Source organism: Rhizobium sp. SG741 (assembly GCF_012275435.1).
GTDB classification, from domain to species: Bacteria; Pseudomonadota; Alphaproteobacteria; order Rhizobiales; family Rhizobiaceae; genus Rhizobium; species Rhizobium lusitanum.
In genome coordinates, this window is the sequence record NZ_JAAZQP010000003.1 from 184,151 (window position 1) to 210,850 (window position 26,700).

Annotated in this window: 27 protein-coding genes; 10 read left to right on the plus strand and 17 right to left on the minus strand. The window is 62.2% G+C overall.

All coding sequences use genetic code 11. The features are described 5' to 3' along the window. Positions 1–11: 11 nt before the first annotated feature. The 3 genes from FHT29_RS09310 to FHT29_RS09320 all read right to left on the minus strand — a co-directional run bounded on the left by FHT29_RS09310 (position 12) and on the right by FHT29_RS09320 (position 2,199). Positions 12–1,265 (minus strand): aminopeptidase, encoded by a 1,254-nt coding sequence (locus FHT29_RS09310; RefSeq protein WP_047556325.1) that lies wholly within the window; start codon positions 1,263–1,265, stop codon positions 12–14. A 93-nt stretch (positions 1,266–1,358) separates the two neighbouring features. Further along, positions 1,359–1,832, minus strand: coding sequence for a Cys-tRNA(Pro) deacylase (gene ybaK, locus FHT29_RS09315; RefSeq protein WP_047556323.1), 474 nt, complete (start codon positions 1,830–1,832; stop codon positions 1,359–1,361). Between the two features lie 10 nt (positions 1,833–1,842). Continuing rightward, positions 1,843–2,199, minus strand: a complete 357-nt coding sequence (locus FHT29_RS09320; RefSeq protein WP_047556420.1) for an ArsC family reductase — start codon at positions 2,197–2,199, stop codon at positions 1,843–1,845. Positions 2,200–2,354: 155 nt separating this feature from the next. Between FHT29_RS09320 and FHT29_RS09325 the strand changes: the two genes are divergently transcribed. Together FHT29_RS09325 and FHT29_RS09330 are read left to right on the plus strand one after the other, a co-directional pair. Further along, positions 2,355–2,876: a MarR family transcriptional regulator gene (locus FHT29_RS09325; protein WP_047556322.1), complete on the plus strand. Its 522-nt coding sequence runs from the start codon at positions 2,355–2,357 to the stop codon at positions 2,874–2,876. Positions 2,877–3,009: 133 nt separating this feature from the next. Then, positions 3,010–3,165, plus strand: coding sequence for a hypothetical protein (locus FHT29_RS09330; RefSeq protein WP_162693711.1), 156 nt, complete (start codon positions 3,010–3,012; stop codon positions 3,163–3,165). On the opposite strand, the gene FHT29_RS09335 is transcribed toward FHT29_RS09330, so the two are convergent. The 3 genes from FHT29_RS09335 to FHT29_RS09345 all read right to left on the minus strand — a co-directional run bounded on the left by FHT29_RS09335 (position 3,162) and on the right by FHT29_RS09345 (position 6,751). Further along, positions 3,162–4,223: a succinylglutamate desuccinylase/aspartoacylase family protein gene (locus FHT29_RS09335; protein WP_047556321.1), complete on the minus strand. Its 1,062-nt coding sequence runs from the start codon at positions 4,221–4,223 to the stop codon at positions 3,162–3,164. The two genes, FHT29_RS09330 and FHT29_RS09335, sit on opposite strands and share 4 nt — an antisense overlap. Before the next feature lie 108 nt (positions 4,224–4,331). Continuing rightward, positions 4,332–5,513: an MFS transporter gene (locus FHT29_RS09340; RefSeq protein WP_047556417.1), complete on the minus strand. Its 1,182-nt coding sequence runs from the start codon at positions 5,511–5,513 to the stop codon at positions 4,332–4,334. A 263-nt stretch (positions 5,514–5,776) separates the two neighbouring features. After that, positions 5,777–6,751, minus strand: a complete 975-nt coding sequence (locus FHT29_RS09345) for a quinone oxidoreductase (RefSeq protein ID WP_047556319.1) — start codon at positions 6,749–6,751, stop codon at positions 5,777–5,779. Positions 6,752–6,809: 58 nt separating this feature from the next. Here FHT29_RS09345 and FHT29_RS09350 point away from each other — a divergent pair, with 58 nt between their 5' ends. Together FHT29_RS09350 and FHT29_RS09355 are read left to right on the plus strand one after the other, a co-directional pair. After that, the gene (locus FHT29_RS09350; RefSeq protein WP_246703016.1) at positions 6,810–7,724 is read left to right on the plus strand and encodes a LysR family transcriptional regulator; all 915 of its coding nucleotides are present in this window, start codon (positions 6,810–6,812) and stop codon (positions 7,722–7,724) included. A gap of 90 nt (positions 7,725–7,814) precedes the next feature. Further along, positions 7,815–9,455, plus strand: coding sequence for a SulP family inorganic anion transporter (locus tag FHT29_RS09355; protein WP_080760510.1), 1,641 nt, complete (start codon positions 7,815–7,817; stop codon positions 9,453–9,455). 9 nt (positions 9,456–9,464) lie between these two features. Here the strand turns inward: FHT29_RS09355 and FHT29_RS09360 are convergent, their stop codons facing one another. After that, complete coding sequence (locus tag FHT29_RS09360; RefSeq protein WP_047556317.1) at positions 9,465–10,082, minus strand: 2'-5' RNA ligase family protein; 618 nt, start codon at positions 10,080–10,082, stop codon at positions 9,465–9,467. Between the two features lie 243 nt (positions 10,083–10,325). Here FHT29_RS09360 and FHT29_RS09365 point away from each other — a divergent pair, with 243 nt between their 5' ends. The 3 genes from FHT29_RS09365 (at position 10,326) to FHT29_RS09375 (ending at position 12,006) form a co-directional block, all read left to right on the plus strand. Next, positions 10,326–10,463: a hypothetical protein gene (locus FHT29_RS09365; protein WP_156143646.1), complete on the plus strand. Its 138-nt coding sequence runs from the start codon at positions 10,326–10,328 to the stop codon at positions 10,461–10,463. 161 nt (positions 10,464–10,624) lie between these two features. After that, positions 10,625–11,188: a methylated-DNA--[protein]-cysteine S-methyltransferase gene (locus FHT29_RS09370; RefSeq protein ID WP_047556315.1), complete on the plus strand. Its 564-nt coding sequence runs from the start codon at positions 10,625–10,627 to the stop codon at positions 11,186–11,188. A 377-nt stretch (positions 11,189–11,565) separates the two neighbouring features. Continuing rightward, a complete protein-coding gene (locus FHT29_RS09375) occupies positions 11,566–12,006 on the plus strand; it encodes a hypothetical protein (protein WP_047556314.1) in 441 nt (146 codons plus the stop codon). A 332-nt stretch (positions 12,007–12,338) separates the two neighbouring features. Here FHT29_RS09375 and FHT29_RS09380 read toward each other — a convergent pair whose 3' ends face one another. The 4 genes from FHT29_RS09380 to FHT29_RS09395 form a co-directional block, all read right to left on the minus strand. Continuing rightward, the gene (locus tag FHT29_RS09380; RefSeq protein WP_037197222.1) at positions 12,339–13,469 is read right to left on the minus strand and encodes a nitroreductase family protein; all 1,131 of its coding nucleotides are present in this window, start codon (positions 13,467–13,469) and stop codon (positions 12,339–12,341) included. 175 nt (positions 13,470–13,644) lie between these two features. After that, the gene (gene guaA / locus FHT29_RS09385; RefSeq protein ID WP_047556313.1) at positions 13,645–15,207 is read right to left on the minus strand and encodes a glutamine-hydrolyzing GMP synthase; all 1,563 of its coding nucleotides are present in this window, start codon (positions 15,205–15,207) and stop codon (positions 13,645–13,647) included. A gap of 102 nt (positions 15,208–15,309) precedes the next feature. After that, complete coding sequence (locus tag FHT29_RS09390; RefSeq protein WP_037197293.1) at positions 15,310–15,951, minus strand: 5'-methylthioadenosine/S-adenosylhomocysteine nucleosidase; 642 nt, start codon at positions 15,949–15,951, stop codon at positions 15,310–15,312. Next, positions 15,948–16,397 (minus strand): PaaI family thioesterase, encoded by a 450-nt coding sequence (locus FHT29_RS09395; protein WP_037197294.1) that lies wholly within the window; start codon positions 16,395–16,397, stop codon positions 15,948–15,950. Before FHT29_RS09395 ends, FHT29_RS09390 begins: the two co-directional genes overlap by 4 nt. A gap of 164 nt (positions 16,398–16,561) precedes the next feature. Here FHT29_RS09395 and FHT29_RS09400 point away from each other — a divergent pair, with 164 nt between their 5' ends. Further along, on the plus strand, positions 16,562–17,638 hold the full coding sequence (locus tag FHT29_RS09400) for a DUF2252 family protein (RefSeq protein WP_047556312.1): 1,077 nt from the start codon (positions 16,562–16,564) through the stop codon (positions 17,636–17,638). Positions 17,639–17,756: 118 nt separating this feature from the next. Here FHT29_RS09400 and FHT29_RS09405 read toward each other — a convergent pair whose 3' ends face one another. Then, positions 17,757–18,554 (minus strand): alpha/beta hydrolase, encoded by a 798-nt coding sequence (locus tag FHT29_RS09405; RefSeq protein WP_047556412.1) that lies wholly within the window; start codon positions 18,552–18,554, stop codon positions 17,757–17,759. 331 nt (positions 18,555–18,885) lie between these two features. On the opposite strand from FHT29_RS09405, the gene FHT29_RS09410 reads away from it, so the two are divergent. Next, positions 18,886–19,566, plus strand: coding sequence for a GntR family transcriptional regulator (locus FHT29_RS09410; RefSeq protein ID WP_047556309.1), 681 nt, complete (start codon positions 18,886–18,888; stop codon positions 19,564–19,566). A gap of 12 nt (positions 19,567–19,578) precedes the next feature. On the opposite strand, the gene FHT29_RS09415 is transcribed toward FHT29_RS09410, so the two are convergent. From FHT29_RS09415 to FHT29_RS09430, 4 genes are read right to left on the minus strand one after another with little or no spacing between them, the layout of a single operon-like run. Further along, positions 19,579–20,664: a DUF1513 domain-containing protein gene (locus FHT29_RS09415; protein ID WP_047556308.1), complete on the minus strand. Its 1,086-nt coding sequence runs from the start codon at positions 20,662–20,664 to the stop codon at positions 19,579–19,581. 5 nt (positions 20,665–20,669) lie between these two features. Continuing rightward, the gene (locus FHT29_RS09420) at positions 20,670–21,779 is read right to left on the minus strand and encodes an imelysin family protein (RefSeq protein ID WP_047556307.1); all 1,110 of its coding nucleotides are present in this window, start codon (positions 21,777–21,779) and stop codon (positions 20,670–20,672) included. Further along, complete coding sequence (locus tag FHT29_RS09425) at positions 21,779–23,338, minus strand: di-heme oxidoredictase family protein (protein ID WP_047556305.1); 1,560 nt, start codon at positions 23,336–23,338, stop codon at positions 21,779–21,781. Before FHT29_RS09425 ends, FHT29_RS09420 begins: the two co-directional genes overlap by 1 nt. Positions 23,339–23,383: 45 nt before the next feature. Then, positions 23,384–24,670 carry an imelysin family protein gene (locus FHT29_RS09430; protein ID WP_037197303.1) on the minus strand — a complete coding sequence of 429 codons (1,287 nt, stop codon included), beginning with the start codon at positions 24,668–24,670 and terminating at the stop codon, positions 23,384–23,386. A 216-nt stretch (positions 24,671–24,886) separates the two neighbouring features. Here FHT29_RS09430 and FHT29_RS09435 point away from each other — a divergent pair, with 216 nt between their 5' ends. Next, a complete protein-coding gene (locus FHT29_RS09435) occupies positions 24,887–25,390 on the plus strand; it encodes an HPP family protein (protein ID WP_168599611.1) in 504 nt (167 codons plus the stop codon). A gap of 7 nt (positions 25,391–25,397) precedes the next feature. On the opposite strand, the gene FHT29_RS09440 is transcribed toward FHT29_RS09435, so the two are convergent. Further along, positions 25,398–26,687: an RsmB/NOP family class I SAM-dependent RNA methyltransferase gene (locus FHT29_RS09440; RefSeq protein ID WP_168599612.1), complete on the minus strand. Its 1,290-nt coding sequence runs from the start codon at positions 26,685–26,687 to the stop codon at positions 25,398–25,400. Positions 26,688–26,700 lie beyond the last annotated feature (13 nt).

Here is a 26,700-nt window from a genome sequence, read left to right on the forward strand (position 1 = left end):
TCTGTCCCTGCCTACGCCCACTCGCCCTTGCGCATGACCGGCATGCGCGAACCGTCCGGCTTGATACCGTCGATGTCGACCTTGTCGGAGCCGATCATCCAGTCGATGTGGATGAGGCTGGAATTGCCGCCCTGCGCCTTGATCTGCTCCTGGCTCAGCGACGCTCCGTCGACGAAGCACTTCGAATAGCATTGGCCGAGCGCGATGTGGCACGACGCGTTTTCATCGAAGAGCGTGTTGTAGAACAGGATGCCGCTGGCCGAGATCGGCGAGGAATGCGGCACCAGCGCCACTTCACCGAGCCGGCGGGCACCCTCGTCGGTGTCGAGCACCTTGTTCAGCACTTCTTCCCCACGCGTCGCCTTGGCCTCGACGATGCGACCTTCTTCGAAACGGACCTGGATATTGTCGATCAGTGTGCCCTGGTGCGACAGCGGCTTGGTCGACGAGACATGACCCTCGACGCGCAGCGCATGCGGCGTGGTGAAGACCTCTTCCGTCGGAATGTTCGGGTTGCAGGTGATGCCGTTCTTGGCGGTCGAGGCGCCGCCATGCCATTCATGGCCGTCGGCGAGACCGACCGTCAGGTCGGTGCCCGGACCCTGGAAATGCAGGGCGGCGAAGCGCTGGCCGTTCATCCATTCGGAGCGCTTGCGCAGACTGGCATTGTGCTCTGCCCAGGCGGCGATCGGGTCGGCGACGTCGACGCGCGAGGCGGCGAAGATCGCCTTGGCGAGCTTGGCGACGGCGATCGCTTCCGGGTCGTTGGGGAATACCAGCTTTGCCCATGAGGAGTTCGGGTAGGCGACGATGTTCCAGTTGGTATCGAAATTCGAGATCTTCTCCAGCGCCGGCTTATAGGCAGCCGAATTGGCACGGCTGGCGCGTGCCACCTTCGCCGGATCCTGGTTGGAGAGCAGCATCGGATTGTCGCCGGCAATGGCAAGGCGCGCGGTGTTATTGGAAAAGGCCTTTGCCATACCTTCGTAAAGCCAGTTCGCCGCACGGTCGAAGCTTGCATCCTGGCCGTATTCGTAGCGGGCAAGCGTGGTTTCCTCATCCGAATAGAAGGTGGAGACGAGTCCCGCGCCGGCCTTGTAGGCCTCGCGCGTGATCAGCCGCACCAGCGGCATCGCGGCGACTGGCGCGGTGATCAGCAGATCCTGGCCAGACTGCAGCTGCAACCCGACCTTTACGGCCACTTTCGCAAGCTTCTCCAGCTTGGCGTGATCGACGGGATGGTTGTTGGGGGAGTCGGGCGTCATGGCAAAACCTGCGTGTTTGATCGGAAGGATGGTCCCCAGACTTAGACCGCTTTGCGGCGAAAATGAAGGCGGTTTGTCAGTCCGCGGTGCCGATCAGGCAATCAGCGATGCCGCCTTGGCCTTCAAAACGGCCAATACATCCTGCGGGCTGAGCCGTAATTGCAGGCCGCGTTGGCCGCCGTTGACATAGACATGGGCCTCCGTCATTGCCTGGGCCTCGATGGCGGTCGGCACGAGCTTTTTCTGGCCAAAGGGGCTGATGCCGCCGACGTGGTAACCCGTCAGACGCTCGGCATCCGCAGGCTTCATCATGCTCGCCGATTTGCCGCCGAAGACAGCAGCGAGCTTCTTCATGCTGACTTCGTGGTCTGAGGGCACGACGGCACAGACCGGCTTGCCGTCCACCTCGGCCATCAAGGTCTTCAGCACGCGATGCGGCTCCTCGCCAAGCGCTTCCGCCGCCTGCATGCCGACGCGTTCGGCATTCGGATCGTAGTCGTAGGTATGCACGGTGAAGGCGACCTTCGCCTGGGTCAGCACTTGCGTCGCGCGGGTGGTCTTTGACATGGCCTTGCCTCTAGGCGGTCTTGCCGAAGACAGCCGCATAAATCTCTGGCTTGAATCCAACAAGCAGTTTTCCTTCCGCCTCAAGCACGGGCCGCTTGATCATGGAAGGTTGCGCCAGCATCAGCGAAATGGCCTTGTCCTTCGTCAGGTCCGCGCGGTCTGCGTCCGGCAGAGCCTTGAAGGTCGTGCCGGCGCGATTGAGGACGACTTCCCACCCGGCTTCGCTCGTCCAGCGCTCGAGATGATCCCTGTCTATGCCGATGGCCTTGTAGTCGTGGAAATCATAGGCGATGCCGTGGCTCTCGAGCCATGTCCGCGCCTTCTTCATCGTGTCGCAGTTCTTGATGCCGTAAATGGTGATCGTCATGGCGAATCCGTCTCTTGCTGTCGGATAGCGCATAGCACGCAAGCGAAGGCGGGGAAAAGCCGGCCAGATGGAGCAGCGGTTCGCCTGGCCGTTGCGATCACAGCTGATTTTCCTGTAAATATGCATCATGCATATTTATGGCGGTGGAATAGGGTATGGCGACGGATAGGGAAATATCGCGGCTGGAAAACATCTTCGGCGCCATGAGCCTGGCTCTGGTGGACAAGATGGAAAAGGCCTTCGCCGACGAAACCGGCCTTGGGCCGAGCGCCATCGCGGCCATCGTCCAGATCGGCACCGAGCCGGGCCTGACGATCGAGACGCTGCGCAGGCTGATTGCGCTCTCCCATTCCGCGACCGTTCGCCTTGTCGATCAACTCGTGACATCGGATCTCGTGCTCAGGGCCGGCGGCGTCGAAGGCGACAAGCGCGCCCGATCATTGCAACTGACGGAGAGCGGGCGGACGCTGTTTGACAAGAGCCTCGCCGCCCGCCGCGCCGTCATTCACCGGGCGTTCAAAACGCTGGAGCCTGAGGAGACCGAACAACTCGGTCGCCTGGCGGAAAAACTGCTGCCGGCTTTGGTCGATCTCGGGGACGATCAGGATGTGGTCTGCCGCGTCTGCGACCAGGGAGTCTGCGACCAGGACAGGTGCCCTATCACCGTCATGACGTAACGGTCGAACGGCGACCTTGACATCTTGCTCATATATATGCAGTATGCATGCATATATATGAGGCGGCGTCGTTTTCGACGCTGCCTTCGATGCTCTGAACATCGCCTGCATCAATTCGATCGGAGGCATGATCGTGACAGGAAATCGCACAATCTTCGGCATAGCGGTCCGCGCCGGCCGCGCGGCCATGGCCATCACTCTGGATCAAGTTCGTCGCTTCGGCGCGCTTCTCAGGGAGGCGGCTGCCATCGCCTTCGCCATACGGTGCAAGGTGATCGACGGCCGCTAGTCTTCGAGCGTGCCCGGCTTGCGGGCGACCGCGCTCGGCCTGTCGCAGCCGATCTTCATCAGGTCGCCGCGCCGGCGCACCAGCCGGTCCGAGACGCGGGTGACGATGAGGCCGGCTTGTGGCGCACGGACGTCGATGGTCCCATCCGGCATGCCGGGCGCGGTGATGATCGTCGCCAGCAAATCGCCTTCTTCGACGCGTTCGCCGATGTTGTGATGGAAGAGCACCGTGCCTGCCTGCGGCGCGCGGATCATCTCGATATTGTCGAGCGGCACCGCCGGCCCGGTAAAGGCGGCGAGGTCAACGCTATCGTCGCGCACGGCCCCTCGGGCGGCCAGGAAGCGCCACAACCCTTCGGCATCCTGCTTTGCCATGTCCGGATAGACATCGCGCGTCCCGCGCAATTCGACTGTGACCGAAAGCTTGCCCGGCAACGGTACTTTCTTCTCTCCCGGCACTTCATATTTCCAGGCGAAGCTGACGGCCTCTTCGAAGGCCGAGCTTTCGCCGTCCGATAGCAGCACGGCATCCATATTCAAGGCGGCGGCGAGATCGGCCGCCTCGGGCCAGAAGGCCTCGTCGATATAGGCATATTGCAGCGATTCGTCGTCGCAATGGAGATCGATCACCAGATCGGCCCCGAGCGCCATATGGATCAGCTGGCGCTTCAGCCGGTCGACTGCCGGGTAACGGTCGAGATTGTCGATCAGCAGATCGCGGTCGCGCAACGAAATCAGCGGGAAATCGCGATTGAAGTTGGTGCGCGATCCGAGGTCGAAGCGTCCCTGCATCTCGCCGAAATGCGATTGCGCAGCACCGATCGGATTGGCGTGCGGCACCACGACGATGTCGCTAAGTATCGCCCCTTCCAACCCCGCTCGTCGCAGCCGTTCACAGAGGAAATGCAGGAGCGCCGTCCCAGGCAGCTCGCCGGCGTGGAGCGCGGCCTGGATGTAGATCCTCGGCGCGTCGGCTTTGCTGCCGGCGAAATGCAGGACTGGCAGCCGCCAGGCAATCCCCGGAGTATCGCCCTCGATGACAATTTCGGTGACGTTCATGGGCGGGCCTCCTGCTGGTTATGATCTCAGACCCATACCAAGCCGTTGCCCCGTCCTGCAACCGTTGTTGCTTCGGAGCGTCATTGAGGCGGATTGCCCCGATGCCTGTCAGGAACGGTGATTCCGGCGCAGGCCGAGGCTTAGAAGAAGGCTGAGCAGCACGGCGCCGACACCGAAGGAAAAAGGCGCGGCATAGCCGAGATGGTCGGCGAGCAGGCCTGCGATCGGGCCCGTCGTGCCGAGTGAGACGTCGAGGAAGATGGAATAAAGACCAAGTGCGACACCACGATTTTGTGGTGGAATCCGCTCCATGGCCTCGTTGCCGAGTGCCGGAAAGACCGGTGCGAAGCCGGCGCCGGCAAGGGCCGCGCCGATGATGGCGATGGTGGGCGAGGGCGCAAGGGCGAGTGCTGCGAGGCCGATCATCTCAACGACAAGCGAGATACGCGTAAGCGGCAGGCCGCCAAACCGGGCAACGGCTTGCGCCAGGCCAAGCCGGACGCCCATGAAAGCGAGGCCGAAGGCGCTGAGCGCGAAGGAGGCGCCCTCCCAGCCGCGGCTGTGGAAGAACAGCGCGACGAAGGCCATGACCACGCCGAAGCCGCTGGAGGCCAGCGCCAGCGCCACGCCGAAGGGCGCGATACGGCTCAGCACCTGGCCGGTGCCGATGCCCTTTTCCTTGACGCCGGGTACGGGCGGTCGTGTTTGTGCCAGCATGAACCCGGCAACGGCGAGAACGATCGTCACGATGCCTATGGCGAAGAAGCCATATTGCCCCTGCAGCCAGGCGCCGAAGGGTGCTGCCAGCGCAATGCCGCCATAGGTGGCGATGCCGTTCCAGGAGATGATGCGCACGGTTTCGCGCGATCCCATCAGACCGATCGCCCAGGTGATCGCCGCCGTGCTGACCCAGCTTTCGCCGATGCCGAGCGCCAGGCGTCCCGCGAGCAGGAGGGCGAGGCTCGCCGCCGGAACATGGACGGTCAATGCGGAGGCGAGCGTCAGGATACCGGAAAGCCCATAGGCGAGAAAACCGAGCAGGACCGAACGGCGCGGCCCGTACTGATCGCACAGCCGCCCCACCTGCGCGCGGCTGACGATGGTTGCCACATATTGCGTGCTGATGGCGATGCCGGCCCAGACGACGCCGAAACCGAGGCCGCTATCGACATAGGTCGGGAGTACCGCAAGCGGCAGGCCAATGGCCAGGTAGCCGAAGAATGTCAGCGCGACGATGGAAACGAGAGCCAGGGTCGAGTTGAACCGGATGGTCTGGGAAGCAGTGTTCACGGGATATCGCCTGCGGGCACCGGCAAGCGCGGTGTCCATGCTGTTTGCCACGAAAAATCGGGATTCGTATCGGATAGAGATGGCGGCGATAGCCGACCGGCCATGCGGCGCCAAGAACAATCGGTAGCAGGCGAGGGCCGCCCCGGTCAATGGAATTGCTGCTTTGCAGCAAAAGCCATTGACGGGATGATGCGATTGTGCGTGGGGCTTAGAAGGTTCCTCGCCACGGGAGCGGGGCCGTGGTCAACCCCGCTCGAAAGGGCTCACATCGTCAATACGACGCTCGCCGTCGTGCGTCCGGCCTCAAGGTCCGCATGCGCTCGGGCCGCGTCCTTCAGTTCGTACTCGGCGCCGATCGGATTGATCAGCCCGGCCTGCAGGTATTCCATCAGGGCCTTGGTGCCCTGTCGGTAGAGCTCGGGATCGTTGGCATAGGTCAGCACACTCGGACGCGACAGGCCGATGGCGCGCGGCGCGGTCAATTCCTCTATCTCGATCGGCGGGATGGGTCCGGCAGCCTGGCCGAGGCTCGCAACCATCCCGAAGGGGCGCACGGCGGCAAGCGTCTGCGACAGCATGGCACCGCCTATACCGTCGATAGCGAGATGCACGCCACGACGATCGGCGATGCGGCGGGTCTCCTCCACCCAGTCTTCGGCGGTGTGCAGGAGAACGGTGTCCGCGCCGGCCTCATAGGCAAAACCGGCCTTGGCTTCGGAACCGACCGTGGCGATGACGTTGGCGCCAAGCCGCTTGGCGAGACGCGTAACCAGCTGGCCGACGCCACCGGCCCCCGCATGCACGAGAACCCATTCGCCCGCTTTCAGCGGATAGACCTTCTGCAGCAGCATGTGGGCGGTGAGCCCGCGCAGCATCGTGCTGCCGGCAACCCGCTCGCTGACGCCATCGGGCAGTTTCACCAGCCGCGATGCCGATAGCGTGCGCATCTCGGCATAGCTCCCGAGCGGATGGCCGATATAGGCGACGCGATCCCCAACTTTCAGCTCTTCGACACCGGGGCCGATCGCGTCGACGACGCCCGCGCCCTCGAAGCCGAGGGCGCTCTGGCCGGGTGGCAGCGGATAGAGCCCGGAACGGATGTAGATGTCGACGAAATTGACGCCTGAGATGCTTTGACGGATCCGGGCCTGTCCGGAGCCTGGCTCGGTAATGGGAAGATCAACGGCTTTCATGGTCTCGGGGCCGCCGGGGCCGGTGATGACAATCGCTAGGGGCATTGGGAAGTCTCCTTTCAGGAAATCTTTGACCACAAACATCGGCCTGAATAAATTCGGTATGAGCTCACCATATCTGTGCAATAATGCACCGATGATCGACTGGCAGGACCTTCTTCATTTCGCCGCCCTGGCGCGAACGGGCTCGCTCTCGGCGGCGTCGCGCGAGTTGGGTGTGGATCACGCAACCGTCGGCCGGCGCATTGCCGCACTGGAGCGCTCGCTGGATCTGCGCCTGATCGACCGGCGGCCGCGCACGTCGCCGCTGACGGCCGATGGCCGCGCTATCGCCGAACTGGTGGCCGGCATGGAGGACAATGTCGAGGCGATCAGGCGCTATTCGAAAAGCGCTGTCGCCGGGCTTTCCGCCGCGGTCAAGATCAGTGCGCCGCCATCGATCGCCGCTCATCTTCTGGCCCCGAAAGCAGCCGTCTTTCGTGCCGAGCATCCGGATATTACATTGACCATTGCCGGTGTTACACGCCGCGCCGCCCTCAATTACGGCGAGGCCGATATCGCCGTGCGCATGACGCGGCCGGAGGAGAGCGATCTGCTTGTCCGGCGTATCGGCGTGATGCGATTCGGCCTCTATGCCATCCCGGCTGTGGCGCAAATGCCTGAGGAGGATTGGTCTTTCATCGGCTACGACGCGGCGATGGAGCACCTGACGCAGCAGACCTGGCTGCGCAGCCTGCTGGCCGGCCGCCCGATCGTGTTTCGTGCCACAGATGTTTTCGGTCAGCTCGAGGCTGCCCGTGCCGGTCTAGGTGTCGTGGCGCTCCCTGCGTTTCTGGGGGATGCCGAAGCGGGGCTGATGCGCTTGCCTGTGGCCACTCCTTCACCGACGCGGGATCTCTGGCTCGTGACCTATCCGGATCTGCGTCGCTCGCTGGCCATTCGCGCCGTCATGGATTTTGTCACCGAAGTGATCGGCAGAAGCTGTCCCTTGCGCGATGGCACCGAAGCGGCGGTGTAAGCCGAAGGTTTGCCAGCTTATTTTCCTGTTGCAGCTTGGCGGCGAATCTCTATCCATAAACAGATGAGCCATCCCTATGGTCGGTGATCGATGACGAAGCTGAGCAGCTGGTTCGTGGTGGACAGGGCGGATCTGGTTGCGGGCATATCGGTTGCCGGCCTGATGTTGCCGGAAGCCGTTGCCTACGCCGGCATCGCCGGCCTGCCGCCGCATCGGGCCATTCTTGCCGGCATCGCCGGATGTCTCGTCTATGCCGTGTTCGGCCGCAGCCGCTTCGCCATCGTCTCTCCGACATCCTCCTCCGCCGCCATTCTTGCCGCGACGCTGGCGGTCATGCCGGGTGACGCCACGGTCAAGGCCGGTTTGGCCACGGTCGCCGTCGCGCTCGCCGGCGCTCTGTTTGTCGTCGCTTCGGTCTTGCGCCTCGGCGGCATCACCGGCTTCATTTCCCGACCGGTGCTGCGCGGCTTCGCGCTGGGTCTCGCGATCACCATCATCCTGCACCAGCTGCCCATCCTCGTGGGCGTGCCCGTGCAGGGCTCGAACATCTTTATCTACGCGGCAGCCCTGTTCGGCGCGGTTCTGCAGTGGAATCCGATCAGCGTCGCCGTCGGCATCGTGGCGCTTGCGGCATTGCTGCTGCTCAAGCGATTGCCGGGTGTTCCCGGCGCCTTCCTCGTGCTCGGCGCCGGCATTCTCGCTTCATACCTGTTCGGTCTGGAGGCGCATGGCGTCAAGCTGGTCGGTGCAATCGAGATCCTGCCGCAATGGCCGTCGCTGCCGGATGCCGGCTGGATGGCCTATTCGCGGCTGGTGCAGTTTACAGTGCCCCTCGTGCTCATCCTCTTTGCCGAATCCTGGGGCACCATGCGGGCGCTGGCGCTGCGCTATGGCGAGACGCTGGAGGTCAATCGCGAACTCGGCGCGCTCGGCGCCGCCAATATCGCCAGCGCCCTCGTCCAGGGCATGCCCGTCGGCGCCGGTTTTTCCGCCGGTTTCGCCAGCGAGGCGGCCGGCGCGAAGACACGCGCAACCACTGTTTTCGCCGCCATCGGCCTTGCCATTCTGATTGCCTGCGCCGGGCCGCTGGTGGCGCTTCTGCCCGAGCCGGTGCTGGCGGCAGTGGTGATTGCAGCCCTCACGCATGCGCTCGATCCCAGCCCGATCCTGCATCTGCGGCGGCTGCATCGCGATTTCTACGTCGCGATCGGCGCTGCTGCGGGTGTGCTGATTTTTGGTGTCCTCAACGGCATGCTGCTGGCAATCGCACTCTCGCTTGCCGCGATGATGCATCGACTGGCCTCGCCCTATGTCGCCCGACTGGGGCGCCTCGGCAGCAGTCACAACTTCGTCGATATCAGCCGGCACGGCGATGCGTCCGAGATGCCGGGCATTGTCATCTGGCGACCAGGCGAGACGCTGTTTTTCGGCAATGCCGACACGATCTTCGGCGAGATCCTGTCGCGCAGCCGCAGCGAGGCGGGATTGCGGGCCGTCGTTCTCAGCCTTGAAGAGAGCTTCGATCTGGACAGCACGGGGATGGATGCCTTGATGGAGTTCGATGGCGCCATGCGCCGCGCCGGCATCCGCGTGCAATTCGCTCGTGCGCATGATCGGGTGCGCGATCTCATGGCGGCAGCCGGCATAGCCGATCTTGAGAGCCGCTGCAGCTTCAGCGTCGAGGATGCGGTGGCGGCGGTGATGGCGGATGACAATCAGCCGAAGGTTTGAACGGGCTGTTCAGTCGCGCAAAGTCCAATAGCAAAGATGCTCGTGGATTGATTCACCCTGTAGGCTGTTGATGAGGACGAAGTCTTTGGCTGTCCAGGTCACAGGTTCTTCGAGCACAATGTCGGGAACTGAATGGCCCTGATAGAGCAGCGTCATATGCGGCTCGACGGGCTTTTCCTTGATGGGCGCAATGCCGGTAAGCCGCATGGCATCGACCAATTCCTGATAGATCGCCTTGAGTTCGGCGTTTCCATTCTCGTTCCATAGAACAAGCGGGCGATTATCGCCATTGCCGAAACTGACAGCCCGGTCGAAGACTACTGAACAGGACGGCTTCCTAACTTTAGAGGCGGCTTCCATCGCCGCAAACACCGTCTCTTCGGGCAAGTAGCGAAAAGAGCCGATAGTATAGAGCGTCACATGGAGGAGATTGGCTTTTCGCGGCTTCGCGAAAAACCGGTACCGTCGATGGAAATTGCCTGCAAGCTTGTGACTCTTTGCGGCGATCTCCGGATCGGGAAGGATTGCAAAATAGAGTTCGCTGATTGGCCTTTGATCGATTGGCGGTAGTGTCCGGCTGGACGAACCGCCGCTGAGATAGAGCGAGAGCTGGTCTTTGTTCTTCATGGGATTGCGTCAAAGCCACGCGGCTTTGCCTCCTCCTATTCTGGTGATCCGCACATCATAGGGACGCATGGCAGCTATATCAAGAACAAAAAGAGAACATACTTGATGAATCGGGGCGAGTAAACTGGCTGAAGGCGATCCGCCGAATCTCAATTTTAGAAATGCCATCGAATAAAATGCCCGCCTGATTTGTTCACTCTCCGCCAGGGGTATTTGTGCCGTCTTCAAAAGGAACGATCTCACATGTTGACGAAAGCCATCTTCTCGATCGCCTTGCTCGCTCTCGTCGGTCTCGGTGTTTCCTCTTGTTCCACCTCGGACCAGCATGGCTCCGGTGGCAACATGACGATGAATCCTCCTCCGGCCGGCGGCGGATACTGATACGCCAGGATGCGAGGTAGGATTGGGGCGCCGTCATCGCGGCGGCGCCGTTTTCCTCAACGGGCAAAATGTCGGCAATATCGGCCCTGCACAAGAATCGGGTTGAATTTCACGGCTCGTGGCACGATTTTCATGACAAGTGGAAACACGGAGCGTCCGTCATGAACGAGACAAGGCAAGACTATCTGATCTTCGAAACCGCCGGCGGTTTCTGCGGTATCGCCTGGAGCGATATCGGCGTCATACGCTTCCAATTGCCGACGAAGGATGCCGGGGCGACCGAACGCCTGCTTCGGCGTCGCCTGCCGAATGCGCATCCCGGCACGCCGACGCCTGAAGTCGCGGAGGTCGTCGCCAAGGTGAAACGGTATTTTGCGGGCGAAGAGATCGATTTTTCCGGCGTCGCCCTCGATCTCGGCGAACAGGATGCCTTTTTCAAGCAGATCTACGATGCCGCCCGGCAGGTCACCTGGGGCCATACCACTACCTATGGGACGCTGGCGAAACAGCTTGGCGTCGGGCCGGAAGCCGCCCGCGACGTCGGCCAGGCGATGGCAAAGAATCCGGTCGCGCTGATCATCCCCTGCCATCGCGTTCTGGCGGCAGGCGGCAAGATCGGCGGCTTTTCGGCGCCCGGCGGCTCCAACGCCAAGGCCCGGATGCTGGAGCTGGAAGGCGTCCAGCTCGCGCCGCCGAAACCTGTGCAGCAATCACTGGGGTTCTAGGCAGCGGCACTGGGAGGAGGGGGGCTTCCTCCCCAGGCTTTAGATACCTGGCGGGCGCGGGAAAACAGCAGCGTCTCCTTGTCGTTGAAGCGTACAGGCGTCGGATCGCTATATCCCGCCTCGCGAGGTCGCAAAGGCCCTGCCGAAGGTTCGCGAAAGGTTTCAAACACCTGGTTGCGACCATGTGACCGATGCCGAGAACTGGTCGCGCGCGCTAATTTCTTCGAGCAGCGCGCGACCGAATATGTGCTCTAACGCTTTGTTATTATCGTGCTTTGGAACTAATGACGCGCGAAACTGTTCATATATAACTTTGACGCGACGCTGACGTCGTCCCGGCCGGCTGGGTAAGCGGCGCTCTTGAGGAATAGCCCATCATGAAGATTTCGTCCGCATTTCGTTCAGTCGCAGTTGCCACCATTGCCGCCGCGGGAATTAGCTTTGCCAGCGCCGCGCATGCCGACAGCGGTACGATCCGTTTTGCCGTCTATAAGGCTGCCTTCTTCGTCGGTGGTTCCGGAGGCGAGGGCACGCTGACCTTCCATGGTCGCCGCTATCCCGTCTCGATTGGCGGTATCTCGGGCGGCCTCGCCTTCGGGGCCTCCAAGACCTATTTCCAAGGCACCGTTACCCATATTCGTCGCGCCCAGGATGTGTCGGGGATCTACGGTGCAGCGGGCGGCGGCGGCGCAGTCGGCAAAGGCGCCCAGATGATCGTCATGACCAATGACAAGGGCGCCCAACTCGAACTCACAGGCAGGCAGGTTGGCCTGCAGGTCAATGCCGATATCAGCGGTCTGAGCATCACGGTGAAGTAAGGGCGCCACACCGTTCATCATTCCTTGGATGGGCCCGATTTGCTGAATTTGGCGATTGGGCACTTCCGGGAAAGGTGCCCAGAGAGTGCCCTTCGCCGTCTATTCTCACTCGATTGTTCTTACTGATCGTTACGCATTGAATTACAAGCGCAAAGCTTCTGCATACGACGAAGAACCGTCTCTCCGATCCGTCAGAAATTTCTGCTCTCGAATTCAAAGGAGAGTTTAGTCGATTCAGAAACTGCTTGGTTTCAGCGACTATCGATATCGATCGGTCGATTTTTCGAAATCTCCGGCAAGCGCGGTCTCGTCAGCCTCAAGGACATCACGACCTAAGTCCGGAGAATGACGTGCTCGACCGGACGGCGGAGCGATCTGGGCAACTCCGGACCGTACCCGAATCTCATCACGAGATCCGGCCGACGATCGCCGATGCCGAGATAGGTGGCAAATTGCCCCCGCACGGCGGGAACCTCGACCGGTTGATTGATGAAGGCATGCCGGAGTTGGAGAGCCGTCGCCTGAAGGGCGAAACGTTGACTGCATCGTCCGGCTTCTGCCCAGTAGGCGGGTTCGTTCTTGTCAGAGACGAACACGGCAACACCGGCCGAGCTTCTGAGCTGGCTCTCATAATTCCGGTTTTCAGCCTCCTTCGTGAACACCAGATTGAGGATCAAACGGCCGATCCAATCCGGCAGGACTGGATTGCCGGAGGATTTCGAAAACAAGCCGTCTCGCGTCGAAAGGGCTGAGCCATAGCTGAATCGAATCCACGATTTCAATTCTTCTACGAACGCGACATCGTCCATCTGCGCACTGTTGCCCGCGACCAGATAGGAGAGGATCTCCTCACGCTGCTTCCGCTCCGTGAAAAGCAGCATCCGCACGCCTTGACCGTTTCCTGCGGCTTCCAAGAGCCGGAGATGTTCGGGCGGGACCGAGCGCCCATCATAGACAGTGCGCGTCGATTGACGATGCGGAATAGCGTCGAATAGGTCTGTCCGTTCGGGCGGCGCAGCCTCCAAGTCGACCCGAATTCCGCGCTCATCGGGATCGTAGCGCGGAACCGCCCGAAGTCCGAAGGCGCGGGCAGCTTGGACCATGTTCTCGACGGCGCAGCCGAGGCTGGCGAACACATGATGATCGTCGGGATCGACAGCGGGCAAGCGACGCCGGGAATCGGGCAGCACGAGGATCGAGCGATCCGAGAGCCGAAATTGCCAAGGCTGCGTGTTATGGCTGTTTGCCGCCAAGGTGGCATAACGGACAAGCTCTCGTTGGGCCGATGACGGCGGCAGATCGGTACTATCGCTGTGCCGCCACGTGGCGTTGACAGCTTCCTGATAGCCGGAAAGGTCACGGGCATTCATCACAAACGCCGTTGCCCCACCAATTGCGATAAGTCCCCCTCCGGCGGCAAGCGCGGTCAAGAAGGCACGACGGCCTTGATAAATCTCAGACATGATAGTTGGGTATCACGGAGGGGCTCGGCAGACTTTGATCTGAATCAGGTCTTCAGCATTGACGCCTTTCGCTGCCGGAGGGCCAGAGTTGCGCGAGGACTGCCGACTGCTATTGCAGCGACAACATAGCCATTAGCACGCTGCTTTATCCCAGTTTACTCCGCAGCACTCCCCCTCATTCCCACTCGATCGTGCCCGGCGGCTTCGATGTTACGTCATAAACGACGCGGTTGATGCCGCGGACTTCGTTGATGATGCGGGTCGCGGCGCGACCGAGGAATTCCATGTCGTAGTGATAGAAATCCGCGGTCATGCCGTCGACGGAGGTCACGGCGCGCAGCGCGCAGACGAACTCGTAGGTGCGGCCGTCGCCCATGACGCCGACGGTCTGGACCGGCAGCAGCACGGCGAAAGCCTGCCAGATGGCGTCATAGAGGCCGGCCTTGCGGATTTCGTCGAGATAGATCGCGTCGGCTTCGCGCAGGATCTCCAGCTTCTCGCGGGTGATGCCGCCGGGGCAGCGGATGGCAAGGCCCGGGCCGGGGAAGGGGTGACGGCCGATGAAGCTATCGGGCAGGCCGAGTTCCTTGCCGAGCGCGCGCACCTCATCCTTGAAGAGTTCGCGCAGCGGCTCGACGAGCTGCATCTTCATGCGCTCCGGCAGGCCGCCGACATTGTGGTGCGACTTGATGGTGACGGACGGGCCGCCGGTGAAGGAAACGCTTTCGATTACGTCCGGATAGAGCGTGCCCTGGCCGAGGAAATCGGCGCCGCCGAGCTTCTTGGCCTCTTCTTCGAAGGTCTCGATGAAGAGCCGGCCGATGATCTTGCGCTTGGTCTCGGGGTCGCTGACGCCCTCCAGTTCGCCGATGAAGCGGTCGGAGGCATCGACATGGAGCAGATGCAGATTGTAGTGCTCGCGGAACATGGCGACGACGCCGGCGGCCTCGTCCTTGCGCATCAGGCCGTGGTCGACGAGGATACAGGTGAGCTGGTCGCCGACTGCTTCATGAATCAGCAGTGCTGCGACGGAAGAATCGACGCCGCCTGACAAGGCGCAGATGACTCGCTTGTCGCCGACCTGATCGCGGATTGCCTGCACGGCCTTGGCGCGATAGGCCGACATCGACCAGTCGCCCTTGAGGCCGGCGATGTTGTGAATGAAATTGCCGATCAGCTTGGCGCCGTCGGGCGTATGAACGACTTCCGGATGGAACTGCACGCCATAATATTTGCGCTTCTCGTCGGCGATGAAGGCATAGGGTGCGTTCGAGGAGGTGGCGACCACTTCGAAGCCTTCTGGCAACGCGGTGACGCGGTCGCCATGGCTCATCCAGACCTGATGACGCGAGCCGGAGGACCAGAGGCCCTCGAACAGCGCACAATCCTCGTTGACGTCGAGGAAGGCGCGGCCGAATTCGCGGTGATGGCCGCTCTCGACCTTGCCGCCGAGCTGCATGCACATGGTCTGCTGGCCGTAGCAGATGCCGAATACCGGAATGCCGCTGTCGAAGATGATCTGCGGCGCCCGCGGTGAGCCCTCGTCCACGGTCGAGGCCGGGCTGCCGGACAGGATCACGGCCTTCGGCTGCAGCCGCTTGAAACTGGCTTCGGCGGATTGGAAGGGGACGATTTCGCAGTAGACGCCCGCTTCGCGCACGCGCCGTGCGATGAGCTGCGTCACCTGGCTGCCAAAATCGACGATGAGAACGGTGTCTGGATGTGCTGTCTGGGTCATGGCGAGCCTTTAATGAAAAGCGCTTTCGCTGGCAATCGGGCAAATCATGCCGGAGCCGATTTTATTGTCCCGATTGTCCTCACATAGGGCGGTTTTGATCCGTTAAAACCAGAATACGCCGTCTTCCAATGCGGTAAACAGGCCGTCGACGGCATAGGACAGTTTACGGTCGATGACGTGCAGATATTCCGTCCAGTCGGAAATGCGCTGCAATTCGATTTGCCCATCGGAAATGCCGCGCAGCCCGATCAGCGGACGGCCGTAGATCTGGCAGGCGCGCAGCACCGCGAAGGTTTCCATGTCCACCATGTCGGTGCCGATGCGCTCGTAGGCATCCGTGCCCGACACGATGTTGCCGCCGGTGGAAAGGCTCGCTTCGGCAATAGCGGGAATGCGCAACGGCAGTTCGAGCGTGGCAGGCAGGTCGAGGAACGGCGTGCGACCCTTCTCGAAGCCGAGCGGCGAGGCATCCATGTCGCGGTAGGAGACGGAGCTGACCTGATAGACTTCGGTCTGCTCTAGCCTGGCGGAGCCGGCCGAGCCGAGCGAAACCACGAGATCGGGCAGGTCGTCCTGGGCTTCGAGCTGGGCAAATGCGCGGGTGAGCGCGATCCCTGCCTCGACGGGGCCGACGCCGGTCATCAGCGGATCGATGCGCGAGCGCAGAAAGGGCCCGTATTCCGCCTCGGCCGCCATGACGAACAGGATCGATTTGCCCGAAACGCGCTTCAATTCGAATTTCATCCGCTAATTCCCTCTCTGCCACGGATGACCATCATCGTTCCGGTCATCGAGGCAATCAGCTTGGCCGGCCCGTCGCCAATCGCATAGCCGCGTCCGTCGGCCACGATGATCGTCGTGCCCGGCTTGGTGACATCGCCGCGAAACAGGAAACGCTCGCCGCGTCCCGGCGACATCAGGTTGATCTTGAATTCGATTGTCAAAATAGATGCGGAGGGATCGATGACGCTATAGGCCGCAAATCCGCAGGCGGAATCCAGCGCGGCGGCGATGATGCCTGCATGCAGGATGCCGTGCTGTTGCGTCAGCTTGACGTCGAACGGCAGCTCGATCTCGACCGCGCCATGTTCGACGCGTGTCAGTTCCGCGCCGATGGTCGCCATCGCGGCCTGCCGCTCGAAGCTGGTTCTAATGCGGGCCCGAAAATCGCCGCTGTCTGCCTCTGTCATACCATCCCCTCTTCGCGGGTGCGAAATTGGCATGGAGAGGCGGCGAGAACAAGGGTCATGCTTTGGAAAAGCAAAGCCTCTGCCGCTTCTGCGGCCGACATCCAATTTCCTCAATGGCAGCATCATGCTATCCGAAACCAGAGAATACATGGCGAGGGGCATCGATGACGACGATCCTGCAATCGGTGGCGGCCTACGAGACCTGGATGCGGGCGCAGCTTGGCGACGATCTGGTCGGGTCCGGCCTGGCAAAGAAGCACAAGCTCATGAAGAGAGACAGCTTCTCATTCCTGCGCGGAACCTACTGGCGCTGGGCCGAAACCATCCTCCAGATCTGCCCCGATCTCGCGAGTGCGCCACAGATATTGGCGATCGGTGACACGCATCTCGAGAATTTCGGCACATGGCGTGACGAGGAGGGGCGGCTGATATGGGGCGCCAACGATTTCGACGAGGCCGCGGTCATGCCTTACGCGCTCGATCTCGTGCGCCTGGCGACCAGCGCGATTCTGGCGCGGGGCAACGATGGTCCGACGCCGCGCGCCATCGCCGATGCCATTCTTGGAGGCTATCGCCGCGGTTTGCGGCAGCCGTCTCCCGTCATCCTGGAGCGCGATTACAAACGGCTGCGCAATGAGGTGTTGCTGTCGAATGCCGAGCGCAGGGCTTTCTGGGAGAAGTATCGCAGCCTGCCACCGGCGAAAGACCCGGTGCCGGAGCCCTATCTGAAGGCGCTGCGCAGGGCATTGCCGGATCCGATGACAGAATTCGAGGCAAAGCCGCGCACGGCCGGCACCGGCAGTCTGGGCCGTCCGCGTTTCGTCGCCTATGTCGAATGGCGCGGCGGTCCTGTCCTGCGCGAAGTCAAGGCGCTGCTACAGTCTGGCTGGTCGCTCAAGCATAACCCCTCGGACAAGACGATCCATACGGGTGTTATCGCTGCGGGACGGGCGCGCTCGCCCGATCCACGTTACCAGGTGAGCGGAAAGCTTCTGGTCCGCCGTCTATCACCCAACAGCCGCAAGATCGAAGTCGACGGAGACATGCAGGTGCTGCTGGCGCCTGATATGCTGGATCTCATGGGCTTCGAAATCGCCAACTGCCACGCCGACGATGCCTCGCACGTGCCAGGCATTGTCGCCGATCTCGATAAGCGGGGCACCGATTGGCTGCGAGCGGCGGCAAGGGCCGTCGCTGTCGCTGTCAGTGCGGAACAGGCCGAATTCGCCAGGAAGGGATAGGCCGGCAGCCTGTCGGCCTAGAGAATCCCAGGAAAAGTGCGAAGCGGTTTTCCGTCCGGGATTGCGCAAAAACAATAGCATGGAGCGGTTGGGCGATTCCGCGAAACGCGTAACCGCTCTAGTGGCCGGCCGCTTCGAGGATCAGGCGGGCGATCGTATCCGGGTGAGAGATCAGCGCAAGATGGCTTGCCTTCACCTCGATGGTCTTGGCGCCCATGCGCTTGGCCATGAAGCGTTCGAGGTCGGGATTGATCGTCCGGTCTTCGGTGGAGACCGCATACCAGCTCGGCTTCGAATGCCATGCGGCCTGGGTCGTCTTGCCGGTAAGGAGTTCCTTGTGGAACGGCTCCTGGACGGCATAGAGGACCTTGGCCTTGGCTTCGGGCAAATCGCCGGCGAAGTCGCGCAGGAAGGCTTCTTCGCTCAGGCGGCCCTCGTCGCCGTCAAAGACGATGCCGGCCGATGCCGGCGGCGTCGGATAGGTCTTGGCAAGCGCCGTGTAATCCTCGCCGGCATCGGGCGCACGGGCCGCGACGTAGACCAGCGAGGAGACCTTCGGGTGCATGCCTGCCTCGGTGACGATCATGCCGGAGAATGAATGACCGACAAGCACAGTCGGGCCGTCCTGGCGATCGAGAACGCGCTGGGCCGAGGCAACGGCCTCGGGCAATGTGGTCAGCGGGTTCTGCACCGCTGTGCAGTTCAGCCCCTTTGCCTGCAGCCGCGCGATGACCTCCGACCAGCAGGAGCCGTCTGCAAAGAGCCCATGCACCAACACGACATTACGCGCCTTTTGCGGGGCTGAGGTCGCCGAACCGCCAGCAACGTTGGTGGCGGCCATACCGCTGCTGGAAACGAGAGAGGCGGCGGCGCCGGCAACAAGTGCTGCCGAGAAATTCCGTCTGGTTATCATCATGGTCCTGATCCTTTGCATTGAAGGGGGTGAAGTCGGCAGCGGAAGGCCTTCCGGCCGAGGCTCGGGCGACGGGTCGCTCGCGAGTCATTGTCGTTGAAAAGAGCATTCCGCCGAAGCGCTCGGACAAAATCTGCTCTGCTTGCATTCTGGTCTGGCATTCTGGCCGCCCTGCGTATGCGGGAGGACGTTTCATGAGGGATTTTGTATTCCCACTGCTCTGGATGGTCAATCATTGAATGCGTAACAGTTGCGTGATAGTCATTCTGCATGCAAGGCAGCAGAGCAATAGCGATATTGCATACGAGATGGGGCAAATGCCAGGAGATCGGGAATGACCAATGGGTTCGAGGATTCCGCTGACAACCGCGAATTGCTGTCGGACCGTATCCGCAACGCCCTGGCCGATGAGATCGCGACCGGAAGGCTCGAGGCCGGCGCGGCACTCGACGAGCAGCATCTTGCCGATCGCTTTGGTGCTTCGCGCACACCGGTTCGCGAGGCATTGAGGCAATTGGCGGTGAGCGGCCTGGTCGAGGTGCGGCCGCGGCGCGGCGTCGTCGTCGCCCGCATGACACCGGAGCGCATCATGGAGATGTTCGAGACGGTGGCGGAGATCGAGGCCATGTGTGTGCGGCTTGCCACCTATCGCATGACGCCTTTGGAGCGCAGCCACCTGATCGAGCTGCACGATGCCTCCGAAACGATCGTGAAGAAGGGCGATTTCGATGCCTATGACGCCTTCAACCGCGCCTTTCACGAGGCGATCTACCACGCGACGCATAACAGCTTTCTGGCGGAACAGGCGATTGCCATACGCAGTCGCTTGACCGCCTTCCGCCGCGCTCAATTGCAGCAGGACGAGCGCCTCGATCGATCACGAGCGGAGCACGAAGCCATCATGCAGGCAATTGCTGAGGGTGACGGCGATATGGCGTCGCGGCGCATGCGGGCGCACATGCTGAATGCTGCGACGGCGCTGCGCCGCTTCATCGAAGCCAGCAAACCGGTCTGAGCCGTGGCGAAATCAGCCGCGGGCGATGCGGACGATATGCTGATCCCAGGCGACATCGCTATGCTCATCCAGGAACTCGCCCTCATAGGAGGACACGGCAAATCCATGGCTGGCCGGCGCAATGCCCGCCGCATCAGGCACGCTTTCGACCTTCAGCACCTTGCCCGTCTTCGCATCGAGCGTCACCGATGTCCCCTCGACCGGCGACGTCACGCCCACGAGGTTCTCGGCGCGATTGACGGCGATGGCGCCGACATAGTTGCCGAGCGCGCGGGTCGTTTCGTCGGGCAGGGAGACGAAGGTTAGGTCCTCACCCCTGGCGAAATGGCCGACGAGCGGCGGCAGGTCGTTGCGATGGCCTTCATACTGACAGGCGAACCAGACCCGGCCGCTTGCATCGATATCGACATGCCGGGTGGAGACCTGGGCATATTGCGGCGGCAGGACATGTTTCTCGATCAGCCGGCCGCTCGCTGCATCGATCAGCGTCAGCGACGGCTCCATATGGTCGAGACTGAGCTTGGTGCGGCCGAAATCCGGATGCGTCTCGATGCCGCCATTGGCAACGATCAGGAACCTGCCGTCATCTGAGACGGTCATGTCGTGCGGGCCGACGCCATAGGTCTCGTACTCGCCGATGCGGACAAAGCGGTTGCGGGCATCATAAAGCCCGATGATACCGCGATTGTCGTCGAAGTCGTTCTCGCTCGCATAAAGCAGCTGGCCATCGGGCGAAAACGTGCCGTGCCCGTAGAAATGCCGGCCTTCCCTTGCGCTGATGACGATCGGCTCGGCCTTATTCCAGGGATCGAAGATCATCGCAAAGGTGCCCGGCCGGCGGGCGAATGCGACGGTCTTGCCCGTCGCCTTCGAGAAGGCCATGCCATGGGCGCGAGCGGGCAGGGCCACCTGATCGATGATCCGGCCCTTCTCGGTCACCGTCGCCACGGCAAAGGAGCCGTCGGCGGCGCGGATGCCCGACGCATAAACCGCATCGGCCCGCTCCAGGGCCATCAGGGCGCCGGGCTTGAGCGCTGCGAGGAATGTCAGCCCCGCACCTCTAACGAAAGCTCTCCGGTCGATCAGCCCACTGCGCATCGCCCTTAATCTCCGTCGGCGAAGGAGAAGCCGGCCGAAAGGCCGATGGCGCCGCCATACTCGTCGCTAAAGGCGGTGGTGAGATCGCGGCTGGCGGAGAGCAGCTTGTCAATCTTGGCGCGCTCCGCATCGCTGCCAAGCGCTGTATCGATGTTGGGATTGATCGTCGGCGCGGTCGCCGCAAGCTCGTTCAGCAGCCTGTCGATCTTGGCGGCGGCGTCGCGCTTGTCCGCTGGCAGCAGGCTTGCCATATCGGCCTTTTCCCAGAGCGCCTTCAAACCCTCGACATTGCCGGTGAACGACGTCCAGGTGTTGGCGGAGCGCCAGTAGATCGCCATCTTTGGCCGCGCAGAGGCGGGATCGCCCTTGTAGAAGCTCTCCAGCCGCTGGTCGCGGACGTTGGCCGCACCATGCACGAGGATGCCGAGCAGCGCCGTGACCGCTTCCTTGTTGTCCATGAAATCATCGCTGGATTTGCCCGGATACTTCCAGGATTTCTGCACGCCATCGGGTGCATCCCATTCGTCGGCGATTTCCTTGGCCGTGTTTTCGATATTGCCGGCGACGGCCGCGCCATAGCGGCAGCGGAAGCCCTGCTTCTGGCTGGCGAGGACGTCCGAACCGGTGCCGTAGAGCACATATTCCAGGGCCGTCATGCTCATCAGCGCCACGCTCTTGCCGGCAACGGCCTCGACCGTCGCGTCCTTCTCGTCCGCCTTGGCGATCAACGCCTGCACCTGCTTGAGGCCAACACCCTTGCGGTCTGGATAGAACAGGATGTGCTCGAAACGGTTCTTGTCGATGATCGGGCCGGTATCGACGATTTCGATGCGCGACCAGCTCTTCACGGTGTCGCCGAAGGCCGATTGGGCGCTGGCGAGCGTGGCGGCAGTGGGATCGGCGCAAAGCGCCTTCATCGCCACGGTCAGCTTCGAGGCCGAGTCATGCATGACGCGATAGCCGGGGCGAATGACATCGTCCACTGCCTTCCGCAGGGTTGCAGGCACGGCCGCTTCGTTCAGGCCGGCGCCATTGGCCGTCGCGTCCTGCGCATGGACTGATAACGCCGAGACGGTGAAGAGAAGGCTAGCTGCGAGACGTTTCCAGTGGCGCATCAAAGAGACTCCAGAAAGTTGATGAGGGCTTGCCGATCGTCCGTCGAAAGGTCGGCGAATGCGTTGCGGGCTTTTTCCGCCTCTCCTCCATGCCAGAGGATGGCTTCGGTCAAGGTGCGGGCGCGGCCGTCATGCAGATAGGCCTGCTGGCCGCTCACCGTTTGGGTGAGGCCTATACCCCAGAGTGGCGGGGTGCGCCAATCGCGGCCGGAGGCCACACCCACCTGCTGGCCGTCGGAAAGGCCTTCGCCCATGTCATGCAGCAGGAAATCGGAATAGGGCCAGATCAGCTGGAATGCCTGCGGTGAGTCCTTGCCATCGCTGCCCTTGATGTCGTCGCGGGTGACGAACTTCGGCGTGTGGCAGGCGGCACAGCCGGAACGATAGAACATCTCCTTGCCGTGCAGCACATCGGGAAAGCTCGCCTTGCGGCGGGCGGGCACGGCAAGATTTTCGGAATAGAAGGTGACGAGGGCAAGGATCGGATCCGGTGCTTCGGTATCGCCCAGGCGCTTCTGCACGCCGTTCGGCATGGCAAGGCAGCGCGGTTCCTTGGACGTGCAATCGCCGTAGGGATTCGGCCGGTCCGGCGTGGAAATGCCGATATCGGCCGAGAAGGCGTCCGCCACCTGGTCGCGCACCGTGGCATTCTGGGCCTTCCAGCCGAAGCGCCCGAGCGCCATCTGGCCAGTGCGGTGGTCGCGGACGATGGCGGGGCGACCGCGAATGCCCGTGCCGTTCTTGCCGTCCGGATCAGCATTGGCAAGGATATCGGCTTCCGGAATGGCCTCGATCAAGCCCAAGCCGATCATCGGCGGCGCGATGCGAGGAGAGAGGGTCGTCGTCGGATCCAGCGGTCCATAGGCCAGATCGGTCACGCCGTAATGTGGCTTGCGCAACGTCACTGTCTCGCCGCCCGCGAGCGTCACTGTCTCTTCCACATAGCTCACCGTCACCTTGCCTTCGGCGGCAAGGCCGGGCACGGCTAGATCCTGCAGTTGTTTGCCATAGGTCGAATCCGGAAAGTTGAGCGCGCGGAAATCCTTGGCGGCCTGCTCCTCTTCCGGCGTGGCGGCAGACCGCGCCAGGCGCAGGACCATCGAGGTCGCGGCGGCTCCGGTGGCCTCCGGCGGATGGCCGCGACCGTCGCGGATGTGGCAGCTTTGGCAGGAGCGGGCATTGAACAGCGGCCCGAGACCGTCGGAAGCCTGTGTGGAGGAGGGGGCCGAGACCCAGAGCTTGCGAAAGAGGGCGTTGCCCAAGTGGAAGTTCTCGCCGCGCTCCAGCCCGAGATTGGCCGAGGGCTGCGAGAAGATATCGCGATGGACGGGATCGATCGATGTAGCCGCCCCGCCCTGCATCGCCTCATAGGCCTCGGCCTTCGAAAAATCCGTGGTCGCGCGCGTGACGTCGCGCACCCGGTTCAGCTGCTCGGCGGAAAGATCGCCGCGGGTCGTCGGAAAGTCGAGGATGCCGGCAACGGCCAGGGTGATCGAAAAAACCAAAAAACCCGCAGCGAGGGCGGGCAAAAGGGCGCGGTTGGCCGGGATGTTTGTCATGGGTGTCAGGGCGGCAGCGTCTTGTCGCGCCGCCGCCCTCCTTTATTACTTCTTGAAGACGGAGTTAGGATTGTCCAGGCTGTCCGAACCTTCAAGCTTGATCGTGCCGAGATCGAGAGCGGCAATGACGCGCTGGATGCTCTTCGTCTGGTCGAGCAGGCCATCGATGGCCTTCTGCACGGTGGCATTGCCTTCCTTGTTGCCTTCGCCGATCATCTGGTCGTATTTCTCGACCGTCTCGCCGCGATGCACCAGCGCCTTCATGGCTGCAAGGGTAGCGTTGAGCTTCCCCTCGGTCTCCTTGTCGAGCGCTGCGTCCTTGGCCTTGACCAGATCGTGCAGCGACGGACCTTTCAGCTTGGTGCCGTCGACACGGGTATAGTTGCCGGTATAGGCCGAGGCGATGCCGATGGCGTCGCCATTGTGCTCGTTATAGGTATTGTCGGAGAAGCAATCCTGCTCCTCTTCCGGATCGTGAAGCAGCAGGCCGAGCTTCATGCGCTCGCCGGCAAGTTCACCGTAGGAGAGTGAGCCCATGCCGGTCAGGATGGTGGTAAGGCCAGCCTTCGGATCGGCTTCGACATGCTTGGTGGCTTCGCCGTCCGGTGCCCACTTGGCCGTCATGTCTTGAAGGTCCGAGACAAGAAGCGTCGAAACGGATCTCAGATATTCCGCGCGGCGGTCGCAATTGCCGTGCGTGCAATTCTTCAAGTCGTAATCGGTGGCGGGGCGTTCGCCGGCGCCCGGTCCGGTGCCGTGCAGGTCCTGGCCCCAGAGCAGGAACTCGATGGCATGGTAGCCGGTCGCGACGTTAGCCTCGACACCGCCAGCCTGATGCAGCGTGCCCGACAGGAATTCCGGGGTCAGATGCGAAGCATCGACATCCTTGCCGTTGATCTTGATCGTCTTGTTGGCAATGACGTTGGCGACATAGAGTGCGTTCTCATCGCTTTCCGTGCCGTAAGAAGCGTCGACGTAGTCGATCAGCCCCTCGTCCAGCGGCCAGGAATTCACCTTGCCTTCCCAATCGTCGACGATCGAGTTGCCGAAGCGATAGACTTCCGTCTGGGCATAGGGAACGCGGGCCTTGATCCAGGCGGCGCGCGCCGCCTTCAGCGTCTTGTCGCTGGGGTCGGCAAGCAACGCGTTGATCGCCTTGTCGAGCGCCTGTGCCGTCGTCAGGGAGTCCTGATATTTGGCATGCGCCACCTCCGCATAATGCTTGAGGACGGCAGCCGGCTCGGGAGCGGCTGCAAGGGCGGGAAGGCCGGATACGGCAGTTGCGGCAACGGCCACCGCGAGCACGGCGCCAAAATTGATCTTCAGTTTCATATTCCTCTCCTACGACAGCGGGGGGCACTGTCAAAACTTGGCATTTTGTCTCATGTATGAAAAACAAACTTGTGTCAAATACTCTAGTTTAGAACGATTTTAAGACAGGAAATTATTGGTTAAGGCCGCACGAATGGAATGGATTTGCTTGAAAAAGCGGCAGATGCAGGTCAAAAAACAGGCATGTGGATTTCAGTTGAGTCTCGAAGATCTTTCATGCATCACCATTTCAAGCATTTCCTTCACCGTCATGAGCCGAAAGGCCATTGGCAGGGGCATCTGAAGTCGGGTGTAGGCGCCATCACAGGCATGACCGCTGTTGGCGCTCTGGCGATTGCGACCGGCATTCCCTTGCTAATCGCACCCTTCGGCGCGACGGCTGTGCTGATCTTCGGCCAACCGAAGAGCCCACTGGCGCAGCCTGCCAATGTGCTCGGTGGCTATCTGCTGGCCGCCATTGTCGGCAGCCTCGCCATGGCGCTGCTGCCGGGCCTTTGGTGGGCAGCCGCCATCGCTGTCGGTCTTGCTATCGCCGCGATGCTTATTTTAAGGGTGACGCATCCGCCGGCCGGCGCCGTGCCGCTGGTGGCATTCGGATCGCATCTGTCGGCGTGGACACTGTTCACCGTTGTCGGCCTTGGCGGCCTGCTGCTCATCGCCATTGCCGTGCTGCATCACCTCATCCCGCCCCGGCAGCAATATCCGCTGCGGGCGGATTGATTTCACCTCATGCTTTCCGCTGCAGACGGCAGAAGAAGAAGCCGTCCGTATCGGTCGATGCTGGTGTCAGCGTAATGGTCTTGCCATCGGATGAGCGCGGCCGCGGCGCATCTTTGCCGAACAGCTTTTCCCAGGAGCTCAACGCCTCCACGACGTCGAAATCCGGGTTCTGGCTGGCGAAACGGTTGACCTGCACTTCGTTTTCCTCGGGCAGCACAGAGCAGGTGACATAGAGCAGCGAGCCGCCGGGGCGGACGAATTCGCCGGCCTGGGCCAGCGCTTCCTGCTGTTGGCTGGTACGCTCGTCGAGGTTTTTCTGCGTCAGCCGCCACTTCGTGTCGGGCCTTCGGCGCCAGGTGCCCGTGCCGGTGCAGGGCGCATCGACCAGAACCTTGTCGAATTTGCCGCGCAGCGGCAACAAACCGTTGCGCTCGTCATGGACCTGGACATTGCGGGTTCCGGCCCGCTTCAAGCGCTCGATGATCGGCGCCAATCGCCGCCGGTCGGAATCATAGGCGTGGACCTGACCCTTGTTGTGCATGGCAGCCGACATGGCGAGCGTCTTGCCGCCGCCGCCCGCACAATAGTCGAGCACCTGGTCGCCCTCTTCAGGCAGAACGAGATCGGCGACGATCTGTGAGCCCTCGTCCTGCACTTCGAACCAGCCCTTCTGGAAGGAAAGCTCGGCGGTGACGTTCGGCAACCGGGATGCACCTTCGCCGGCGGGAATACGGATGCCGAAACGGGCGAGCTTCGATGCCTGCGCGCCTGCGCGATCGAGCGCCTTCACCACCTTGGCGCGGTCCGCCTTCAGCGCGTTGGCGCGAAGGTCGAGCGTCGGGCGTTCAGAGAGGGCGTGCGCTTCGGAGAGCCAGTCTTCGCCGAAGGCGCGCTCAAAGGAAGGTTCGACCCATTCGGGGATATCGCCCTGGATGTGCCGGGGCGCATCTTCGAGCTTGCGGGCGGCAAAGGCAGCCAGCGCCTCGGCGCTCGGGGCCTCGGGGGCGAATTTGTCACCGTCGAGTTCGGCAGCCAGCGCCTCGGGCGTCAGGCCCCATTGGCGAAAGAGCACGGCATGGGCAAGTGCCGAAGGGCTGTCGTCGCCCATGAGCCAGGCATGGGAAAGCCGCATGCGTAGCGCGTCGTAGACGATATTGCCGATCGCGGCCCGATCGCCGGAGCCCGCAAAACGATGAGCGAGCCCCCAATCCTTCAGGGCGTCGGCCACCGGTCGCTTGCGCGTTTCGATATCGGCAAGAACCTCGATGGCCCCCTGCAATCGGCCGCCCAGACGCATTTACTACTCTCCT

What these genes read in the sequence shown, in the direction of transcription:
- FHT29_RS09310 (WP_047556325.1), bottom strand. Translation starts at nt 1,265, where the DNA reads ATGACGCCCGACTCCCCCAACAACCATCCCGTCGATCACGCCAAGCTG.
- ybaK (WP_047556323.1), bottom strand. Translation starts at nt 1,832, where the DNA reads ATGTCAAAGACCACCCGCGCGACGCAAGTGCTGACCCAGGCGAAGGTC.
- FHT29_RS09320 (WP_047556420.1), bottom strand. Translation starts at nt 2,199, where the DNA reads ATGACGATCACCATTTACGGCATCAAGAACTGCGACACGATGAAGAAG.
- FHT29_RS09325 (WP_047556322.1), top strand. Translation starts at nt 2,355, where the DNA reads ATGGCGACGGATAGGGAAATATCGCGGCTGGAAAACATCTTCGGCGCC.
- FHT29_RS09335 (WP_047556321.1), bottom strand. Translation starts at nt 4,223, where the DNA reads ATGAACGTCACCGAAATTGTCATCGAGGGCGATACTCCGGGGATTGCC.
- FHT29_RS09345 (WP_047556319.1), bottom strand. Translation starts at nt 6,751, where the DNA reads ATGCCCCTAGCGATTGTCATCACCGGCCCCGGCGGCCCCGAGACCATG.
- FHT29_RS09350 (WP_246703016.1), top strand. Translation starts at nt 6,810, where the DNA reads ATGAGCTCACCATATCTGTGCAATAATGCACCGATGATCGACTGGCAG.
- FHT29_RS09355 (WP_080760510.1), top strand. Translation starts at nt 7,815, where the DNA reads ATGACGAAGCTGAGCAGCTGGTTCGTGGTGGACAGGGCGGATCTGGTT.
- FHT29_RS09360 (WP_047556317.1), bottom strand. Translation starts at nt 10,082, where the DNA reads ATGAAGAACAAAGACCAGCTCTCGCTCTATCTCAGCGGCGGTTCGTCC.
- FHT29_RS09365 (WP_156143646.1), top strand. Translation starts at nt 10,326, where the DNA reads ATGTTGACGAAAGCCATCTTCTCGATCGCCTTGCTCGCTCTCGTCGGT.
- FHT29_RS09370 (WP_047556315.1), top strand. Translation starts at nt 10,625, where the DNA reads ATGAACGAGACAAGGCAAGACTATCTGATCTTCGAAACCGCCGGCGGT.
- FHT29_RS09375 (WP_047556314.1), top strand. Translation starts at nt 11,566, where the DNA reads ATGAAGATTTCGTCCGCATTTCGTTCAGTCGCAGTTGCCACCATTGCC.
- FHT29_RS09380 (WP_037197222.1), bottom strand. Translation starts at nt 13,469, where the DNA reads ATGTCTGAGATTTATCAAGGCCGTCGTGCCTTCTTGACCGCGCTTGCC.
- guaA (WP_047556313.1), bottom strand. Translation starts at nt 15,207, where the DNA reads ATGACCCAGACAGCACATCCAGACACCGTTCTCATCGTCGATTTTGGC.
- FHT29_RS09390 (WP_037197293.1), bottom strand. Translation starts at nt 15,951, where the DNA reads ATGAAATTCGAATTGAAGCGCGTTTCGGGCAAATCGATCCTGTTCGTC.
- FHT29_RS09395 (WP_037197294.1), bottom strand. Translation starts at nt 16,397, where the DNA reads ATGACAGAGGCAGACAGCGGCGATTTTCGGGCCCGCATTAGAACCAGC.
- FHT29_RS09400 (WP_047556312.1), top strand. Translation starts at nt 16,562, where the DNA reads ATGACGACGATCCTGCAATCGGTGGCGGCCTACGAGACCTGGATGCGG.
- FHT29_RS09405 (WP_047556412.1), bottom strand. Translation starts at nt 18,554, where the DNA reads ATGATGATAACCAGACGGAATTTCTCGGCAGCACTTGTTGCCGGCGCC.
- FHT29_RS09410 (WP_047556309.1), top strand. Translation starts at nt 18,886, where the DNA reads ATGACCAATGGGTTCGAGGATTCCGCTGACAACCGCGAATTGCTGTCG.
- FHT29_RS09415 (WP_047556308.1), bottom strand. Translation starts at nt 20,664, where the DNA reads ATGCGCAGTGGGCTGATCGACCGGAGAGCTTTCGTTAGAGGTGCGGGG.
- FHT29_RS09420 (WP_047556307.1), bottom strand. Translation starts at nt 21,779, where the DNA reads ATGCGCCACTGGAAACGTCTCGCAGCTAGCCTTCTCTTCACCGTCTCG.
- FHT29_RS09425 (WP_047556305.1), bottom strand. Translation starts at nt 23,338, where the DNA reads ATGACAAACATCCCGGCCAACCGCGCCCTTTTGCCCGCCCTCGCTGCG.
- FHT29_RS09430 (WP_037197303.1), bottom strand. Translation starts at nt 24,670, where the DNA reads ATGAAACTGAAGATCAATTTTGGCGCCGTGCTCGCGGTGGCCGTTGCC.
- FHT29_RS09435 (WP_168599611.1), top strand. Translation starts at nt 24,887, where the DNA reads ATGCATCACCATTTCAAGCATTTCCTTCACCGTCATGAGCCGAAAGGC.
- FHT29_RS09440 (WP_168599612.1), bottom strand. Translation starts at nt 26,687, where the DNA reads ATGCGTCTGGGCGGCCGATTGCAGGGGGCCATCGAGGTTCTTGCCGAT.